The sequence below is a fragment of the Synechococcus sp. BO 8801 genome, from assembly GCF_002252675.1.
Classification (GTDB): domain Bacteria; phylum Cyanobacteriota; class Cyanobacteriia; order PCC-6307; family Cyanobiaceae; genus Cyanobium.
This window is the reverse complement of record NZ_NQKY01000001.1, coordinates 208,800-224,964: the sequence shown is the minus strand read 5'-3', so window position 1 is coordinate 224,964 and position 16,165 is coordinate 208,800. Positions and strand designations below refer to the sequence as shown.

The following is a 16,165-nucleotide window of genomic DNA, read 5'->3' as shown; positions in this document are numbered from 1 at the left end:
TGTGGCGGGTACGGTTCGGGCAGACGCTGCCCTTTGCCGCTTCCTTCGAGAGACAGCCATGGCCTCGACCCTTCCGCGCCCCGTGGACGATGACGCGGACGATCAGCTCGAACCGCGGCGCATGCTGGACGACCTCGCCGCCGAGCTCACCGGAGAGCCCCTCGCGCCCGTCAGCGAGGAGGCCGAGGACGCCGCCCTACTGACCGAGGAGGCACTCGAAGCCGCCGCCGGTGTCGAGCCGCCGCCCGGCCGGATCGCCTGAGGCCGGCCGATGCGACTGGAGAGCGCTGATGATGGACAACCCTGATGCACCGGCTGGCGTCAGGGTGCACTGGCTGCTGTTCGACATCCCTGCCCAGGTCCACGCCTTGCCCCTGGGGGTCTCCCGGCACCACCGGGTCCGCCCCATCGCTACCGCTTCACCCTGAGCGCCCTCGATCGAAGCCTTGATCTGCCGGCCGGGGCCAGCGCGCCCGAGGTGCTCATGGCCATGGGCGGCCATGCGCTGGCGACCGCCACCCTCACGGGGCTCTATGGCCGGGATGGGAAGGTCGTCCGTCAGGGGGAGAAGCTGAGAACGTGGATCCGATACGGAGATGTCGGTGGTGGTGATCGTGGCGGTCGTGATCTCCTTGTGCACCATCGTGGCGACTGTCATCGCGTGCTTCTCGTCCTTCTCATTCGCCGCGGTGATGGAAAGCCCAACAACGCCTGGCCTCCACCAAGGAATGGGCACTTCTCAGCGAACGCCATGCCAGCGCTCCATGGCTGGAATGCACCGGACAGAGAAACAACGGAAGCCGTGAAGATGCTCAAGTTCCTGAAACGTGAAGAGGTCTCCTCTCACGCCACCCGGCCACTGAATCCTGCGGCCCGGAAGCACTCCGCAGCCTGTCCCGCTACAGCCATCTTCCGCCTCACGATCACCTCAGGGCCGATCCGCTGAAGTCCAGGCATGGCCTTGCCCTGTAAAGGGTTCGTGCTAGGAGTGTGGAGTCTGCCACTGAGGCGGACTTCATCTCAGGGATTCTGAGGTTCACCATGAATCACGACGTCGCCGTCCTCATCGGACGGTTCCAGCCCTTCCATGAGGGGCATTTCGGGTTGGTCGAAGCGGCCCTGGAGAGGGCCGATCGGCTGATCCTGCTGCTCGGCAGCCACCGCTGCGCCCCCGACACCCGCAACCCCTGGAGCAGCGAGGAACGGGAGGCCATGATCCGGTCCGCCCTTCCGGCCACGTGGCAGCGGCGGCTGGAGGTGATCCCGATCCGCGACCATCTCTACTCCGACAATCTCTGGCTGGCGGAGGTGCAGCAGAAAGTGCTCGCCGTCACGGCCGAGGACGAACGGGTGCTGCTCATCGGTCACCGGAAGGATCGCAGCAGTTACTACCTCGATCTGTTTCCTCAGTGGGACTTCCAGGATGTGCCCCTCAAAAGCGACGTCCACTCCACGGCCATTCGCCAGGCCTACTTCTCTGACGCCGCTGCAACCGAGTGGGCCGCCCATGTCCCGGAGGCGGTGCGGGCCTTCCTGACGGACTATCAGGACACGGGCCGTTACCGCTGGCTGCGCCAGGAGGCCGACTACATCGCCGGCTACCGCCAGCTGTGGTCGGTGGCGCCCTACCCGCCCACCTTCGTCACCACCGATGCGGTGGTGGTCCAGTCGGGCCATGTGCTGGTGGTGCGCCGCCGGGTGCGGCCGGGCCAGGGGCTGATCGCCCTGCCGGGGGGCTACCTCAACCAGCAGGAGCAGGTGGTCGATGGAATGCTGCGGGAGCTGCGGGAGGAAACGGGCCTCAAGGTGCCCAGGCCCGTGCTGGAGGGATCGATCGCCGATCGCCACGTCTTCGATGCTCCGGGACGCTCCCAGCGCGGCCGGGTCATCACCCACGCCTTCCTGATCCAGCTCAAGGGCGGGGCCCTGCCCTCCGTCCGCGGCGGCGATGACGCCGAGAAGGCCTTCTGGATGCCCCTCGCCGACATCTACGCCCACGAAGACAGCTTCTTCGAGGACCACGTCCAGATCATCCAGCACTTCATCTCGCGACTCTGAGCAGCGCACACCATGGACTTCAATCTTCTGCTCGACACCGACAGCTACAAGGGCAGCCACTGGCTCCAGTACCCCCCCGATCTGACTGCCATGGGGGCCTACATGGAAAGCCGCGGCGGCGAAAACCCCGACACCCTGTTCTTCGGACTGCAGATGCTGCTGCAGGACACCCTGGAGCGGCCCGTCACCCGGGGCGATGTGGAGGAGGCCGCCGACCTCTGGAGCGCCCACGGCCTGCCCTTCAACCACCAGGGCTGGCAGCGTCTCCTCAGCGTCCATGGCGGCCGGCTGCCCCTGCGCATCCGGGCCGTCCCCGAGGGCAGCCGGGTACCCACCGGCAACGTGCTGATGACGGTGGAGTCCACCGATCCGGCCCTGGCCTGGCTGGTCACCTGGGTGGAGACCCTGCTGCTGCGCCTCTGGTACCCCACCACCGTGGCCACCCGCAGCTGGCACTTCCGCGAGATCCTGCGGGCAGCCCTGGAGCGCTCCGCCGACGACCCGGCCGCCGAACTCCCCTTCCGCCTGCACGACTTCGGCTCCCGCGGCGTCTCGAGCCGGGAAAGTGCCGCCATCGGCGGCCTGGCCCACCTGGTGGCCTTCCGCGGCACCGACACCGTCGCCGCCCTGGTGGCGGGCCGGCGCCACTACGACGGCCCGATGGCCGGCTTCTCGATTCCGGCCGCCGAGCACTCCACGATCCTGGCCTGGGGGCAGGAGCACGAGCTGGAGGCCTACCGGACCATGCTCGACCGCTTCGCCAGGCCCGGTGCCGTGCTGGCGGTGGTCTCCGACGCCTACGACCTCTGGAACGCCGTCGACCATCTCTGGGGCGAGCAGCTGCGGGAGCAGGTGATCGCCTCGGGCGCCACCGTGGTGATCCGGCCCGATTCGGGCGATCCGGTGGCGATCGTCCCCGAGCTGCTGCGGCGCCTGGAGGCCCGTTTCGGCAGCCGGCTCAACGGCAAGGGCTACCGGGTGCTGGAGCACGTGCGGGTGATCCAGGGGGACGGCATCACCGCCACCAGCCTGCCGCTGGTGATCGAGGCGATCCTGGCGGCGGGCTTCAGCGTCGAGAACGTGGCCTTCGGCATGGGGGGCGGCCTGCTGCAGCAGGTGAACCGGGACAGCCAGCGCTTCGCCTACAAGGTGTCGTGGGTGGAGCGGGCCGGCCGGATCCAGCCGGTGCACAAGTGCCCGGTCACCGATCCCGCCAAGACCAGCAAGGCCGGCGTGCTCGACCTGATCCGCGACGAACGGGGGTATCGGACGGTGGTGCTGGAGCGACCGGAGCCCCATCCGGCCAGCTGCCTGCAGACCGTTTTCGAGAACGGGGCGCTGCGGCGGCGCTGCAGCCTCGAGGAGGTGCGCTCCCGGGCAATGCAAGGCTGAGGGGCCGCCCTCCCTGCCCCCCGGCGCCATGCCCGGCCACCGGTTGCCGTTGCTGCTGATCCTGCTGGCCCTGCTGCAGGGCGGGCCCGCGGCAGCGGCGCCGGCCTTCCGGGCCACCGTGGTCTCGGTCGGCGATGGCGACACCCTGCGGGTGCGCCGCGGCCAGGAGCGGATCACGGTCCGCCTGGCCTGCATCGATGCCCCCGAGACGGCCCAGAGCCCGTGGGGCCAGCAGGCGCGCCAGGCCCTCCTGATGCGCCTGGCCGTCGGGCGGCCGGTGACGATCCAACCCCACAGCACCGACCGCTTCGGGCGCACGGTGGCCGAGGTGATCCGTGACACCAACATCAACCTGGCCCTGGTGGAGGACGGCCTGGCCTTCGCCTACCGGCGCTATCTGGCCGGCTGCGACGAGGCGGCCTACCTGGAGGCCGAGGAACGGGCCCGCCGCCAGGGGCTCGGCGTCTGGCGGGTGCCGGGTGGGATCACCCGGCCCTGGGACTTCCGGCGCGGCCGACGTTCCGCCCGGATCCCCGATGGCACCACCCCCGACGGCCGCCGCCACTTCTGCAGCCAGATCGGCTCCCATGCCAGGGCCCAGGAGCTGCTGCGCCAGGGCCACAGCTACCTGGACTCCGATGGCGACGGGGAGGCCTGCGAAAGTCTGCGCTCCTAGGGTTCAGGGGCCACAGGGTGGCTGGCCATGATCCCTCCCGAGGCCACGGACTGGCAGACCCTGTCCGGGCCGGAATGCCTGCGCCGGCTCGGGGTCGAGAGGGAGGGGCTGGGCGGGGCCGCCGCGGCCGAACGCCTGGCCACCACGGGCCCCAACCGGCTCCACCTACCGCCGGGTCCCGGGCGCTGGCGGATCCTGCTGGACCAGTTCAGCAACGTGATGCTGCTCCTGCTGCTGGCGGTGGCGGCGGTGTCGGCCGCTCTGGCCGTGGTGGACCACGCCATCCCCAAGGATGCGATCGCGATCCTGCTGATCGTGGGGCTCACCGCCCTGCTCGGCTACCTGCAGGAGAGCCGTGCGCTCCTGGCCCTGCGCAGCCTGCTGGACCTCGCCCAGCCCCTGGCGCGGGTCCGCCGCGACGGGAGCTGGCAGCGCCTCCCGGCTGACCAGCTGGTGCCGGGGGACCTGATCCGCCTCGAGAGCGGTGATCGGGTGCCCGCGGACGCCCGGCTGCTGGAGGGCAGCGACCTGGGGCTGCAGGAGTCGGCCCTCACGGGCGAAGCCGACCTGGTCGGCAAGCGCCCCGAACCGCCACTGGCAGCGGACACGCCGCTGGTGGAGCGCAGCAACTGCCTCTTCCTCGGCACCGCCGTGGGGCGGGGCCGGGGCCTGGCGGTGGTGACGGCCACGGGCATGGCCACCGTGCTGGGTGGCATCGCCACGCTGATCCACACTGCCCGCCCGGAGCCGACGCCCCTGCAGCAACGGCTGGCGGACCTCTCCCGCCAGCTGGTGGCCTGGGCCCTGGGGCTCGTGGCGGCGGTGGTGCTGGGGGGCTGGCTGCTCGGCGGCTCCCCCCTGGCGCTGCTGGAGCTGGCCCTCTCCACCGCCGTCGCGATCGTGCCGGAAGGGCTGCCGGCGGTGATCACCGTGAGCCTCGCCATCGGCACCCAGCGGATGGTGCGTCGCGCCGCCCTGGTCCGCCACCTGCCCGCCGTGGAGGCGCTGGGCGCCATCACCGTCATCTGCACCGACAAGACCGGCACCCTGACCCAGAACCGGCAGGTGGTGACCGAGCTCCGCTGCGGCACCCTGGCCCTGCGCCCCGACGAGGAGCACCAGGGCGGCCGGGGGGCCGACGACAGCCGCCATGGCTTCCTGACCACCGAGCTGGCAGCGCCGCCGGGGGCCGTGGCCGGGCTCATCCCCGCCCACCTCGAGCTGCTGCTGCAGGCCGGGGTGTTGTGCAACGACGCCGAGCCCCAGCAGCGGGGGGGAATGGGCGATCCCACCGAAGTGGCGCTGCTGGAGATCGCCGCCCGGGCGGGCCTGGAGGCCACCAGCCTGCGGGCGCAGCACGGCCGTGCCCACGAGATGCCCTTCTGCTCGGAGCAGCGGATGATGGCGGTGTGGGTGAGTGACACCGACGGCCGCCTGACGGCACCTCTGGGCCCCCCAGTCCTGGGTCTGAGCCCCGCCGGGGGCTCCCTGCTGCTGATCGCCAAGGGAGCACCCGAGGCGATCCTGCACCGCTGCGACCGCTGGCTGGACGGCGCGGGGGTGCGGCCCCTCAGCGAGGCCCAGCGGGACTGGTGGCTGGCCCAGGCCCGCGGACTGGCCGCCTCGGGGCTGCGGCTGCTGGCCTTCGCCGCCGCCCCCCGGCATGGGGGCCCGCAGGCCGGGCTGCAGACCCTGGTGCTGCTGGGCCTGATGGCCCAGCGGGATCCGCCCCGGCCGGAGGTGCCCGCTGCCGTGGCCCGCTGCCGGGGGGCCGGCATCCGGCCGGTGATGGTCACCGGCGACCATCCGCTCACGGCGCGCTCGATCAGCGAGGCCATCGGCCTGGCGGAACCGGGAAGCCCGATCGTTCAGGGGCCGGAGCTGGAGGGCCTCGACGCGGCGGCGCTTGAAGCGCTGGTGCGACGGACCAGCCTCTTCGCCCGGGTGGTGCCGGAGCAGAAGCTCCGCATCGTGCGGGCGCTCCAGGCCACCGGTGCGGTGGTGGCCATGACCGGGGACGGGGTCAACGACGCCCCGGCCCTGCGCCAGGCCCACGTCGGTGTGGCCATGGGCATCAGCGGCTCGGACGTGAGCCGGGAGGCGGCCGACGTGGTGCTACTCGACGACAACTTCGCCTCGATCGTCAATGCCGTGGAGGAAGGCCGGCAGGTGTACGCCAACATCCGCCGCTTCGTGCGCTTCATCCTCGGCTGCAACCTGGGAGAACTGATCACCATCGGCTCGGCCCCGCTGCTCGGGCTGGCCCTCACCCCCCTGCAGATCCTCTGGATCAACCTGGTGACCGACGGACTGCCGGCGCTGGCCCTCGCCCTGGGCCCGCCCGCCGAGGATCTGATGCGCCAGCCGCCGATCGAGCCCGGCGAATCGATCTTCGCCCGGGGTCTGGGCAGCGCCATCCTGCGCATCGGACTGGTCTTCGGTGCCCTGGTGGTGGCGCTGATGGTGGTGGCCGCCCGGCTGGGACGGCCCTGGCAGACGATGGCCTTCACCACCCTCTGTCTGGCCCAGCTGGGCCATGCCCTCTCCGCCGGCAGCGATCGGGCCCTGTGGCGCTCCGCTCCGGCGGCGAACCCCTGGCTGCTGGGGGCGGTGCTGGCCAGCGCCGCCCTGCAGCTGATGCTCCTCTACGTGGCGCCGCTGGCCCATTTCTTCGGCGTCACCCCGCTGACGGCCAGCGAGCTGGGGGCCTGCGGGGGCGTCAGCCTGCTGTTCGTCACCTACCTGGAGCTGGAGAAGCTGTGGAGCCGATAGGGGCCTGCGCCATGCTGGACGGCCACGCCACCCCCACCGGCGCATGAGCCTCGATCAGGCCCGTTCCTTCCTGGCCCGCATGCAGGACGACCAGGCCCTGCGCGCCGAGGTGCTGGCCGCCGCCACCGCCGACGACGTCGCCCAGATCGCCGCCGGCAGGGGCTTCGACTTCTCGGGCGATGAGTTGCTGCGCCTTTCGGGGAAGAAGGTCGGTCGGGTCACGGTGACCAAGCAGGACATCCCCGGGGAATACAACTGAGGGGGACGGCCAGCGCCGTCGATCAGGCGACCGCCAGCCGGCGCCACTGGCTGCGGAACCTGGGCGGCACCGGATGGGGCTCGTAATCCCTCGGATCACTCGGTCCGTGGCGGAGCACGGCATTGACGAGCAGGGCGGGGATCCGGCCCCGGTTGATGGCGCCGTGGGGCACCCCGGGGGGAATGCAGACCCAGGTGGCCTCGTCCTCCCGCAGGGGGATGCGGCGCAGCTGGCGGTTCTGGAGCACCACCAGATCGATCGCTCCCCGCAGCACCAGCAGCTGATCGGTCTGAAAGCGGTGGCAGAAGAGTTCGAAGGCGTCGCCCCTGGCGATCTCGGCGATGAGGGTCTCGTCGCTGGTGCGGGGCGCGGAGAAGAGGGCGTCTCCGTGGAGCGTTCGCTGGACGGGGACGAGCTCGACGGTTCGGGACAGGGCGGTTCCGGACAGGCCGGTTCGGGACAGGGCCATGGTGGTCACGGCAATATCGTTAACTTTCGCGACCATTTCCCCGGGCGGTCGTCGTATCAGCTACCGACAACCGCGGCTGTCAGGATTCACTCGCGGTTGTCGCCGCGCCGCCAGCGGCGAAGCGCCGGTTCACCTCGTTCCAGTTCACCAGCGACCACCAGGCGGCGATGTAGTCCGGCCTGCGGTTCTGGTAGTCGAGGTAATAGGCGTGCTCCCAGACATCCAGACCCAGCAGGGGCACGCCCCGCTCGATGCCCGGCAGATCCATCAGCGGGTTGTCCTGGTTGGCGGTGCTGGTGATCGCCAGGCTGCCGTCGGGTCGCCGGATCAGCCAGGCCCATCCCGAACCGAAGCGGTCGGTCGCCGCCCGGGCAAAGCGCTGCTGCAGGGCTTCGGGGGAGCCGAAGGCCGCGGTGATCGCCGCCCCCAGCTCCGCCGAAGGGGCACCGCCCTGGCCCGGGGGCGCCATCACCTGCCAGAAGAGGGAATGGTTGTAGTGGCCGCCGCCGTTGTTGCGCACGGCGGCCGGGTAGCGCGACATCCGGCCCTGCAGATCCTCCAGCGCCATCCCCTCCAGCTCGGGGTGGTCGGCGATCCGGGCGTTGAGGTTGGCCACGTAGGCGGCGTGATGGCGGTCGTGGTGGATCGTCATCGTGGTGGGCGCGATCGCCGGAGCCAGGCCATCGACCGGGTAGGGCAGCGGCGGCAGCACAAAGGCGGCCAACGCCGGCGCCGGGTCGGCCATGAGCACCCCCAGAGCCATCAGGGCGGCAAGGCCGCAGGCCCGCAGAACCCGGAAGAACGGAAGCAGGAGCATGGACCGGACAGGGCAGTGGCGTCGGTTCTAACCGCTCCACCGATCGGCGGCAGGGGCTCAGGCGGAACGCCAGTCGAGCCAGGGCAGCCCGGGAAGGATCGCGGCGGTCGCCTGGCGGTAGGCGCCGTAGTCCGGATGGAGCAGCACCAGGCGGGCCTCCTCCCGGCGGGCCTTGAAGCCGAGCACGACGACCAGCCCCAGCATCAGGCCCAGATGCAACAGGCTGCCGAGGGCCACGGTCACACCCAGGGAGCAGAGGATCAGGGCCTGGTAGAGCGGGTGGCGGCAGCGGCCATAGGCCCCGGTGGTCACCAGGGGGGCGTCGGCCATGGGCTCGGGCAGGGGGCTGAGGCTGGCGCCCAGGTTCAGGGCTCCCTGGCCGGCCAGCACCAGCCCGAGGGCGAACAGGGCCAGCCCCCCGAAGCGCGCCGGCAGCGGCCAGGCCAGACCCAGGGAAGCGGGGGAGGGGGTGGCCGGCAGCAGATGGGCCACGATCAGGGCCATCTGGGCGATCAGCCACCACTCGCCACGGCGGTTGTCCCGCAGGCCCCCCCAGGAGAATCCCCAGGCGGTGAGCCTTGCGGCCAGGGCGTTCGGCATCGTGACCTCGCGGATCGGCGTCCACCCCCATGCTGGGGCTGGAAACGGCTCAGGGGCGCAGCAGATCCGCCACCAGGGAATCGAGGGCCGCCGGGTGGCGCAGCAACTGCTGGTGGGTCCAGACCGGCAGCATCCGCCGCGGCCCGATCGGGAGCACCGCCCGCCAGCCCGGCACCACCATCAGATCGAAGACCGTGGCGTAGCTGCGACAGTCGATCCCCTGCAGCAGGCTGAGGTCGGCATTGAGTTCCCGCAGCAACGGGCTGCCCACCTTGAGGTCGGCGATGCCGGCCAGCGGCCTGCGGGGCCAGGGCTGGGCCGTCAGGGTCCCCTGCTGGGGGCTGCCGAGGCTGATGAAGCGGCGGGTGCGGGCATGGCCGCCCATCCGCTGGATCCAGGTGCGGGCGATGACGCCGCCCATGGAGAAACCAAGGATGTCGAGCGTCGTCGCGCTCCCGAAGGCCGCCTCGATCGTGGCGGCGAGCCGCTCGGCCGAGGTCTCGATCGCGGCGGCCCGCAAGGGGAGCGGCAGGGCCGGCTTCAGCAGGGGCTGGCGCCTCCCGGCCAGTTGGCGATCGAGTCGGTCGAAAACCCGGGGCGTGTCGAACAGACCGTGGACCAGCACCAGCGGCGTCCCCTGGGGAGGCTCAGGGCCGGAGGACATGGCAGTGGCGAGCATCGCCCAACCATCCTGAGGCGCAACCAGGAAAAGATGGAGGTGAGGATTCCTTCGATGGACTGGCGATCAGCGGGCCGGCTTGGGGTCTCGCGGCTGAACGGTCAGTGGGGGCTCTGTGGCGGGGAATCTGTTGCCGGAAATCTGCTGCTGCAGGAAATCTGCTGCGGGATGGCTGGCTGAACTGTGTGGCCTGGGCCGGGGACTGGGGGACGAACGCTGCTCGACCGTGGTCGTGAGGGAACAGCGGATCGGTCGTTGGTTGAGGCTTACTTGACCAGAGGAGGGGCGGAGGACTCAAGGGTGCGAAGCATGCTGGCGCTCGTCTGGGAGGTCGGGGCGATGCCCGCCGAGGAATCAGCCTTCGACTCTGGGAAGGGGATCACGACCATCGAAATCAGGAAGGCGGCGCCGCTGATGGCGGCGACTGCCAGCTGGGCTACCGGGCTCACAGGATCCATGGCCGTCGTTTCACTGCCCTTTAAGAGTACACCAAGTTATCGCTCATGGCCATGGCCAGAGCAGCGGTGCTGCTGCAACCCTGCCGCGATTGGGCTGAAGCTCCTGGAAAACCGCTGCCGACAGGCGTTTCGGGTGGTGATCCGCCCCTTGCCCGAGCCTCGCCCGGGGCGGCGCGACCACCCCCTGGCCCCCACACCGACCGTCGATAAACTGAGAAAGTGAGGAGAGCATCGGTGACTGGCCCCACGGGACCCACCTCTCAGGACCTGCCCCAGATGAACCGCTATGAGGCGCTGGCCCAGCGCTGGCGGCTTCAGAGCAACAGGACCGACGAGCTCCACGAGACGCTCCGTACCCATTCCTATGTATTGCTGACCGAGCTGGCGACGGAGCTGGGGGTGGAAGCGAGGACCTGGAAGGAGCAGAGAAACCCCTTCCATCGCCGCTACGTCGAGTACCGGCTCTCCCCCTTTCCCGGATCGGACGGGGAGACCCGGATCGACCGCTACACCCCGAAGGGCGAGCTGGAATTCGCCATCGTCCTCACCTTCGATCACGGGGAGGACCAGTTCCCCAAGACCCGCTTCCTGGTGCCCCTGGCCACCCGCATGTACCGGCAGCACCCCCAGTTCTGCCTGTGGGACCCACACGCGGCGGCTCCCCTGGAGGGTTTCCTCTGGGTGGCCACCCGACCTGCCGTGATCCAGGACATCCTCACCGTGCTGGATCGGGAGCTGGCCATTGACCCGTTCGAGGGGCCGCCGACGCCACCGAGGCTCGGTTATCTCTGAGCAGCCGGGGGGGACGCCGCGGCCCTCAGGCCAGCACCGGAAAACACCCCCGGAGGCCACTGACGAGCATCTGAACGGCGATGGCGCTCAGCAGCAGCCCCATCAGGCGGCTGATCACCTTCTCCTGCAGTTCCCCCAGGGCCTGGCGCAGGGGCATCGAGGCGATCAGCAACAGATAGATCAGGATCGCCAGCAGGCCGATCACACCGCTGAGGGCGAGCCTGCCCTGCCAGGCGGCGGGGGCATCGGCCACCACCAGGGAGATGGCCCCCGGGCCCGCCAGCAGCGGCAGGCCGATCGGCACCACGCCGGCACTGTCCTCAGTGCCGTCCAGGGAACCGTGGCTCACCTCCCGCCCATCGATCAGGCGCAGGCCGATCGGCAGCAGAATCAGTCCCCCGGCCACCCGGAAGGCGTCCAGGGTGATGCCGAACAGGTCGAGCAGGCCCTGGCCCCACCAGCAGGCGGCGATCAGGGCACAGAGAAAGGTGAGCACGGCCAGGCGGCTGATCCGGCGGATCCGCACGGGGTTGCCCCCTCCGGCCTCCACCACCACCGGCAGCAGACCGATCGGCGAACTGATCGCCAGCAGACCGACGGCCGTGTTGATCAGGGACATGGGGGCCCCGGGGACACCGGCAGAGCGATGTCCATCATCGGAGCCCCGGGGGCGCCGCCACGCCGGACACATCCGGTCATCACCCCGCGGCCCCGGCCCCATTGCGCCGTCGGCGAGGGTCGATTGACTGGCACGACCCTCCACGCTCGACCCATGACCGTCACGCGAGCCCGGCTTCGACGGCGAGCCTGCCAGGCCTCTCCCCTGCTCCTGGCCCTGCTGCTTCCCGCACCGGCGATGGCCACCACCTATCAGGCCCTCTGCGGCAACAACCCCTGCAGCATCAACCTCGACGCCAACGGCATCGGAGACAGGAGGAGCTTCATCCCCATCGGCCGCATCGCCCGCTGGTACGCGGGCGGGCAGGAGACCTACGACAGCACCAACGGCACGGTGGGAGCCGTGGGTGGCGGCACCGCCGGGGCCATCGCCGGTGGCCTGCTGCTGGGCCCGATCGGCCTGGTGGGGGGCATGGTGGGCGGGGCCCTCGCCGGATCCAAGGCCGGCAAGACGGCGGACCTCTACTTCACGGTGGTGGGCTACGACAGCGGCGGCGACAAGACGACGCTGAACTTCCGCTTCGTGAATCCCAGGCCCGCCAACCAGCTGAAGCAGGAACTGGCGGTGCTGACAGGCCTGGCCATGGGGGAGACCCGTTCCCTGGCGGAACTGCAGCGCCAGCGGGACGGCCTGCCGCAGCGGCTCGGCAACGGCACCGGGCCGCAGTCGATTCCCTCCCAGTCCTACGTGTCGCCCTCCCGTTACCGCTGAGCCTCGAGCGCCAGCTGATCCAGGGCCTGCTGCATGGTGGCGGTCACCTGCTGGTAGCAGGCCTGCACATAGGCCCGGTCGCGGCTGGCGGCGTGGCCGCTGCGCTCCAGGCGGATCGGCGGGCACACCCGCGTGTGGATCCGCACCGGCAGGGGCAGGTTGAGCAGCGGCCCCAGGGCCAGGCCCCAGGGAAGGCCCAGGTAGAGGGGCATCACCTCGGGATCGATGCCGAACAGCCAGGGCATCCCCCGTTCGTGGAGCGCCCGGAACAGGGGGTAGAAGTCCTCCAGCACCACCAGGGTGTCGTGGGCCCCCCAGGAGATCACCGGGACGATCGGCAGGCCATGCCAGATCGCCAGGCGCAGGAAGCCGGTGCGGCCGGCGAAGTGGATGCGGCCCCGGTCCCGGTGGGGGCGGAAGGTGTCCTGGCCGCCGCCGGGATAGACCAGCAGGCTGTTCCCCTCCTCCAGGGCCGCCAGGGCCAGGCGGGGGTGATAGGGGATGGCTCCGGTGCGGGCGGCCAGATCCGCCAGCGGCGGATAGCCCAGCCAGACCTTCGGGTGCGCCAGCCCCAGCACCGGGCGCTCCAGGCCGAAGCGGCGGAACCAGTCGTACATGACCATGTGCATGTCGGGGGCCGCCAGCCCGCCGTTGTGACTGCCCACGAACAGCAGCGGATCGGCGTCGGGGATGTGCTCCCAGCCATCGGAGACGACGCGGAAGTAATGGGCGTAGAACCAGCCCCAGAACGGCATCAGCCGCTGGATCAACTGCGAATCCCGGCGTTGCCAGCGACGCAGCGCGGCCTGGCGGCAGACGGACATGGGGGAGAGGGGAGCGGGCTGGAGTCTGGCCACCGGACGGGCGCCACCGGGACGGTGACAGCTCTTTCTAGGCTCACCAGGCGTCTGGAGCCCCATGGCCGAGCTCACCCTGCTGTTCGATGGCGGCTGCCCCCTGTGCCTGCGGGAGGTGAACACCCTGCGCCGCCGCGACCGGGGGGTGGGCCGGCTGGCCTTCGTGGACGTCAATGACCCCGCCTACGACCCGGCCCGCCACGGCGGCATCACCTACGCCGAGGCCATGGGCCGCATGCACGCCCTGCGCAGCGACGGCGAGGTGATCCGGGATGTGGAGGTGTTCCGCCAGGCCTATGGGCTGGTGGGTCTGGGCTGGCTCTACGCCCCCACCCGCTGGCCCCTGCTGCGGCCCCTGGTGGATGCCCTCTACGGACTCTGGGCCCGCTGGCGTCTGGCCATCACCGGCCGGCCGTCCCTGGAGGTTCTCTGCCGCGAGCGCTGCGCGGTCCCTTCTTCTGCTGCCGTGGCACCGCAGACTCCGGCTCAGCACCTCCACCCCGCATCATGAGCGGCCGATAAAAAATCCGGCAGAGCCCTTGCAGGTGCCCCACCGGATCGGGATTCCAGGAGACAGCAACCCTAGAAAACCGATTCTGTTGACGCTGACAACCGGACACCTGGCCGGGTAGCTGCCACGACCGATCGGCAAGGCGGATCGGGCTGACAGGATCCGGAGAGTTCTCTCAGGGATTGCAGCGCGGGCAATCCCCGGGATCGGCCGTAAGTCGACCATCCGGGCGGGGCCGCTCCTGGCGATGGGCGCAGGCGACGCAGCCCCACACCTCGGCCAGAAGGCGCTCGGTGGGGTGGCCGCACCAGCTGCAGGGCAGGCCGACCCGCACGTCGCAACGGCCCCAGCCCGGCGCACCGCAGGCCGGACAGGGACGGGCGATCCGCCGGACCAGCCGGAACGCCAGAGAGCGGATCGCCAGCCGTCGGGTCGGGTTGCAGTGGGCCCGCATGTCGGTCTCCAGCCAGACCGAGCCATCGCTCGAGGCCCGGGCACAGCGGCCCTGGGCCTCGGCCAGCGCCGCATGGGTCCGCAGTCCTTTGATCAGGGGGGTACCGGGGCTGCCCCCGTCGCCATCGCCGGCATGGGGACTGGCGATCAGGGCATGGGAGGGAAAGCCCACCCGATCGAGCCAGTCCTGGATGTCGTCCTGCGGTGACACCCGCCGGCGGTCGAAGTTGATGCGCGTCGCCACCAGGCTCTCGGCGATCAGCAGACCCTCGCGGCGGTCCACGAAGGTGAGCCACTCGGTGCCCACCGTCATCCAGGGGAGGGCGGGGTGGGACCCGAAGCTGCCCTCACTGGCCAGCCCGAGATCCAGACCCGTGTCGTCCATGCCGGCCTCCGCCTTGCGCCGGCAGGTCTCGAGGGCATCGGCGGGACGGGGCCGTTCACCGCTGAAGGTGCCGAGCAGGTCGGTGTCGAAGCCCGTGGCCAGAACGAGGCTGAGGTCGAGGCCATGGCGGAAGGGCCTGGCCAGCAGCCGCTCCTTGCCATGGCGGGTGGCCAGGCTGACCGGACGGCCAGCAAAAGCCTCCGGAGGGCGACAGGCGAAGGGCGGCAATCCGATCACCGGGACTTATCGGCTGGATTGGTAATCCTGCGTCGACCTAGCACCCAACACCCACATCTGGTCATTAATGTTCCCGGACTCCAACACCAGGTCCTGCCCGGTGGTTGGGCACCACGCAACGATCACACCATCAAGCCCAATCATCCGCAGCTCGCCATGCAGCCCGCCGGAGCCTCCCGCCATGCCATTCGCCGTGACATGACCCTCGCCATGCCCGCCCGACCGCTGCAGCTGACCCTCCGCGCTGATGATCATGTGCCCGCCGACATCAGCTGGCGGATCGACGATGGCTACATCCGAGCCAACACCTGGAATGAAGAGGGAGAGTCCATCACCCTTGGCATCTGGGGACCGGGCGATCTGATCACACCCATCGGCTGTGATGTGACTCCCTACGAGCTCATCTCCCTCACCCGGGTGGTGGTGGTCGAATTCGAGCCAAGCGAGGGCGAGACCCTTGACTTCATGAGGGATCTGTTCACCCAGACCACCCAGTTGCTGCAGATCCACCGCGTCCGACCCGCCGACTCCCGGCTGCTGCGGTTGCTGCACTGGATCGGGGCCCGCTTCGGCCGGGTCAGCACCAGCGGCACCACCCTCTCGCTGGAGGACATGAACCTGACCCACCGCCAGCTCGCCGACATCGCCGGCATGACCAGGGTCACCGTGACCAAATCCCTGACCCGGTTCCGCAGCAAGGGCCAGGTCGTCAAGGTCAGCGAGGCCGATCTGCTCGTCCCTCGCGCCGCCAGCCCCCAGATCCCGAGCGAAAACCCAGACACCCTTCCCGTGGCCCCCTTCCCGTTCCCGAAAACCCTTCGCCATGAACCACCCGCCCACCGGAACGCCGGTTTCGACACCCCATGACGCCATCCCCTGGCATCAGCAGCTCCGCCGCAGCCAGATCGTCAAGTCCCTTGAGGCCGTCCAGGACCTGATCGCCATTTCCCTCTGCCTGGGGCTTTTCGGCGTGATGGTGCTCCAGCTGAAGCGAACCTTTTCGACCCTCTTCTCCACATCGGAGTTTCACGAGGTCACGGCCGACATCCTGTTCATCCTGATCCTGGTGGAGCTGTTCCGCCTGCTGATCATCTATCTGCAGGAACAACGGGTGTCGATCGGGGTGGCGGTGGAGATCGCCATCGTCTCGGTGCTCCGGGAAGTGATCGTCCGCGGCGTGCTGGAGACGGACTGGCAACAGATCCTGGCGGTCTGCCTGTTCCTGATGACCATGGCCCTGCTGATGGTGGTGCGGGTGTGGCTGCCTCCGACATTTGCCGGCGTCGACCCTGAAGCCCAGGTGTCGGCGCGGATGCGCCAGCAGCAGGAGTAAGCGGCCCTCCAGGCCATTTAGCAGCGG

The 16,165-nt window shown here is 70.1% G+C and carries 18 protein-coding genes and 1 pseudogene; 12 read left to right on the top strand and 7 right to left on the bottom strand.

The features are described from left to right. Positions 1-58: 58 nt before the first annotated feature. The 7 genes and pseudogenes from CJZ86_RS01110 to CJZ86_RS01080 all read left to right on the top strand — a co-directional run bounded on the left by CJZ86_RS01110 (position 59) and on the right by CJZ86_RS01080 (position 7,157). Complete coding sequence (locus CJZ86_RS01110; RefSeq protein WP_094584115.1) at positions 59-262, top strand: hypothetical protein; 204 nt, start codon at positions 59-61, stop codon at positions 260-262. 28 nt (positions 263-290) lie between these two features. After that, a pseudogene (locus CJZ86_RS17575) lies at positions 291-946 on the top strand (YbhB/YbcL family Raf kinase inhibitor-like protein). A gap of 95 nt (positions 947-1,041) precedes the next feature. Further along, the gene (locus CJZ86_RS01100) at positions 1,042-2,058 is read left to right on the top strand and encodes a bifunctional nicotinamide-nucleotide adenylyltransferase/Nudix hydroxylase (RefSeq protein WP_198960043.1); all 1,017 of its coding nucleotides are present in this window, start codon (positions 1,042-1,044) and stop codon (positions 2,056-2,058) included. A 12-nt stretch (positions 2,059-2,070) separates the two neighbouring features. Then, complete coding sequence (locus CJZ86_RS01095) at positions 2,071-3,450, top strand: nicotinate phosphoribosyltransferase (RefSeq protein WP_094584112.1); 1,380 nt, start codon at positions 2,071-2,073, stop codon at positions 3,448-3,450. A 28-nt stretch (positions 3,451-3,478) separates the two neighbouring features. After that, complete coding sequence (locus CJZ86_RS01090) at positions 3,479-4,126, top strand: thermonuclease family protein (protein WP_094584111.1); 648 nt, start codon at positions 3,479-3,481, stop codon at positions 4,124-4,126. 27 nt (positions 4,127-4,153) lie between these two features. Next, positions 4,154-6,898 carry a cation-translocating P-type ATPase gene (locus CJZ86_RS01085; protein ID WP_094584110.1) on the top strand — a complete coding sequence of 915 codons (2,745 nt, stop codon included), beginning with the start codon at positions 4,154-4,156 and terminating at the stop codon, positions 6,896-6,898. Positions 6,899-6,941: 43 nt separating this feature from the next. Beyond that, the gene (locus CJZ86_RS01080; protein ID WP_015108575.1) at positions 6,942-7,157 is read left to right on the top strand and encodes a Nif11-like leader peptide family natural product precursor; all 216 of its coding nucleotides are present in this window, start codon (positions 6,942-6,944) and stop codon (positions 7,155-7,157) included. 22 nt (positions 7,158-7,179) lie between these two features. Here CJZ86_RS01080 and CJZ86_RS01075 read toward each other — a convergent pair whose 3' ends face one another. From CJZ86_RS01075 to CJZ86_RS01060, 4 genes are all read right to left on the bottom strand, one after another. Next, positions 7,180-7,626 carry a cupin domain-containing protein gene (locus CJZ86_RS01075; protein ID WP_094584209.1) on the bottom strand — a complete coding sequence of 149 codons (447 nt, stop codon included), beginning with the start codon at positions 7,624-7,626 and terminating at the stop codon, positions 7,180-7,182. Positions 7,627-7,705: 79 nt separating this feature from the next. Then, positions 7,706-8,443, bottom strand: a complete 738-nt coding sequence (locus tag CJZ86_RS01070) for a superoxide dismutase (protein WP_094584109.1) — start codon at positions 8,441-8,443, stop codon at positions 7,706-7,708. A 57-nt stretch (positions 8,444-8,500) separates the two neighbouring features. Beyond that, positions 8,501-9,043, bottom strand: a complete 543-nt coding sequence (locus CJZ86_RS01065) for a methyltransferase family protein (RefSeq protein WP_094584108.1) — start codon at positions 9,041-9,043, stop codon at positions 8,501-8,503. 49 nt (positions 9,044-9,092) lie between these two features. After that, entirely contained in the window at positions 9,093-9,707 is a 615-nt protein-coding gene (locus CJZ86_RS01060) for an esterase/lipase family protein (protein ID WP_094584107.1), read from the bottom strand. 707 nt (positions 9,708-10,414) lie between these two features. On the opposite strand from CJZ86_RS01060, the gene CJZ86_RS01050 reads away from it, so the two are divergent. Continuing rightward, positions 10,415-10,972 carry a hypothetical protein gene (locus tag CJZ86_RS01050; RefSeq protein WP_094584105.1) on the top strand — a complete coding sequence of 186 codons (558 nt, stop codon included), beginning with the start codon at positions 10,415-10,417 and terminating at the stop codon, positions 10,970-10,972. 25 nt (positions 10,973-10,997) lie between these two features. On the opposite strand, the gene CJZ86_RS01045 is transcribed toward CJZ86_RS01050, so the two are convergent. Beyond that, entirely contained in the window at positions 10,998-11,591 is a 594-nt protein-coding gene (locus tag CJZ86_RS01045; RefSeq protein ID WP_158219475.1) for a MarC family protein, read from the bottom strand. A gap of 153 nt (positions 11,592-11,744) precedes the next feature. On the opposite strand from CJZ86_RS01045, the gene CJZ86_RS01040 reads away from it, so the two are divergent. Next, positions 11,745-12,362 carry a hypothetical protein gene (locus CJZ86_RS01040; RefSeq protein WP_094584103.1) on the top strand — a complete coding sequence of 206 codons (618 nt, stop codon included), beginning with the start codon at positions 11,745-11,747 and terminating at the stop codon, positions 12,360-12,362. Here CJZ86_RS01040 and CJZ86_RS01035 read toward each other — a convergent pair. Continuing rightward, positions 12,353-13,186 carry a lysophospholipid acyltransferase family protein gene (locus CJZ86_RS01035; RefSeq protein WP_094584102.1) on the bottom strand — a complete coding sequence of 278 codons (834 nt, stop codon included), beginning with the start codon at positions 13,184-13,186 and terminating at the stop codon, positions 12,353-12,355. The two genes, CJZ86_RS01040 and CJZ86_RS01035, sit on opposite strands and share 10 nt — an antisense overlap. 94 nt (positions 13,187-13,280) lie before the next feature. Here CJZ86_RS01035 and CJZ86_RS01030 point away from each other — a divergent pair, with 94 nt between their 5' ends. Beyond that, a complete protein-coding gene (locus CJZ86_RS01030) occupies positions 13,281-13,730 on the top strand; it encodes a thiol-disulfide oxidoreductase DCC family protein (RefSeq protein WP_094584101.1) in 450 nt (149 codons plus the stop codon). A 175-nt stretch (positions 13,731-13,905) separates the two neighbouring features. On the opposite strand, the gene CJZ86_RS01025 is transcribed toward CJZ86_RS01030, so the two are convergent. Then, entirely contained in the window at positions 13,906-14,805 is a 900-nt protein-coding gene (locus CJZ86_RS01025) for a DUF6671 family protein (RefSeq protein WP_233133761.1), read from the bottom strand. A gap of 156 nt (positions 14,806-14,961) precedes the next feature. Between CJZ86_RS01025 and CJZ86_RS01020 the strand changes: the two genes are divergently transcribed. Beyond that, entirely contained in the window at positions 14,962-15,672 is a 711-nt protein-coding gene (locus CJZ86_RS01020) for a Crp/Fnr family transcriptional regulator (protein ID WP_158219474.1), read from the top strand. Then, a complete protein-coding gene (locus tag CJZ86_RS01015) occupies positions 15,629-16,138 on the top strand; it encodes a phosphate-starvation-inducible PsiE family protein (protein WP_094584099.1) in 510 nt (169 codons plus the stop codon). Before CJZ86_RS01020 ends, CJZ86_RS01015 begins: the two co-directional genes overlap by 44 nt. The last annotated feature ends 27 nt before the right edge of the window (positions 16,139-16,165 follow it).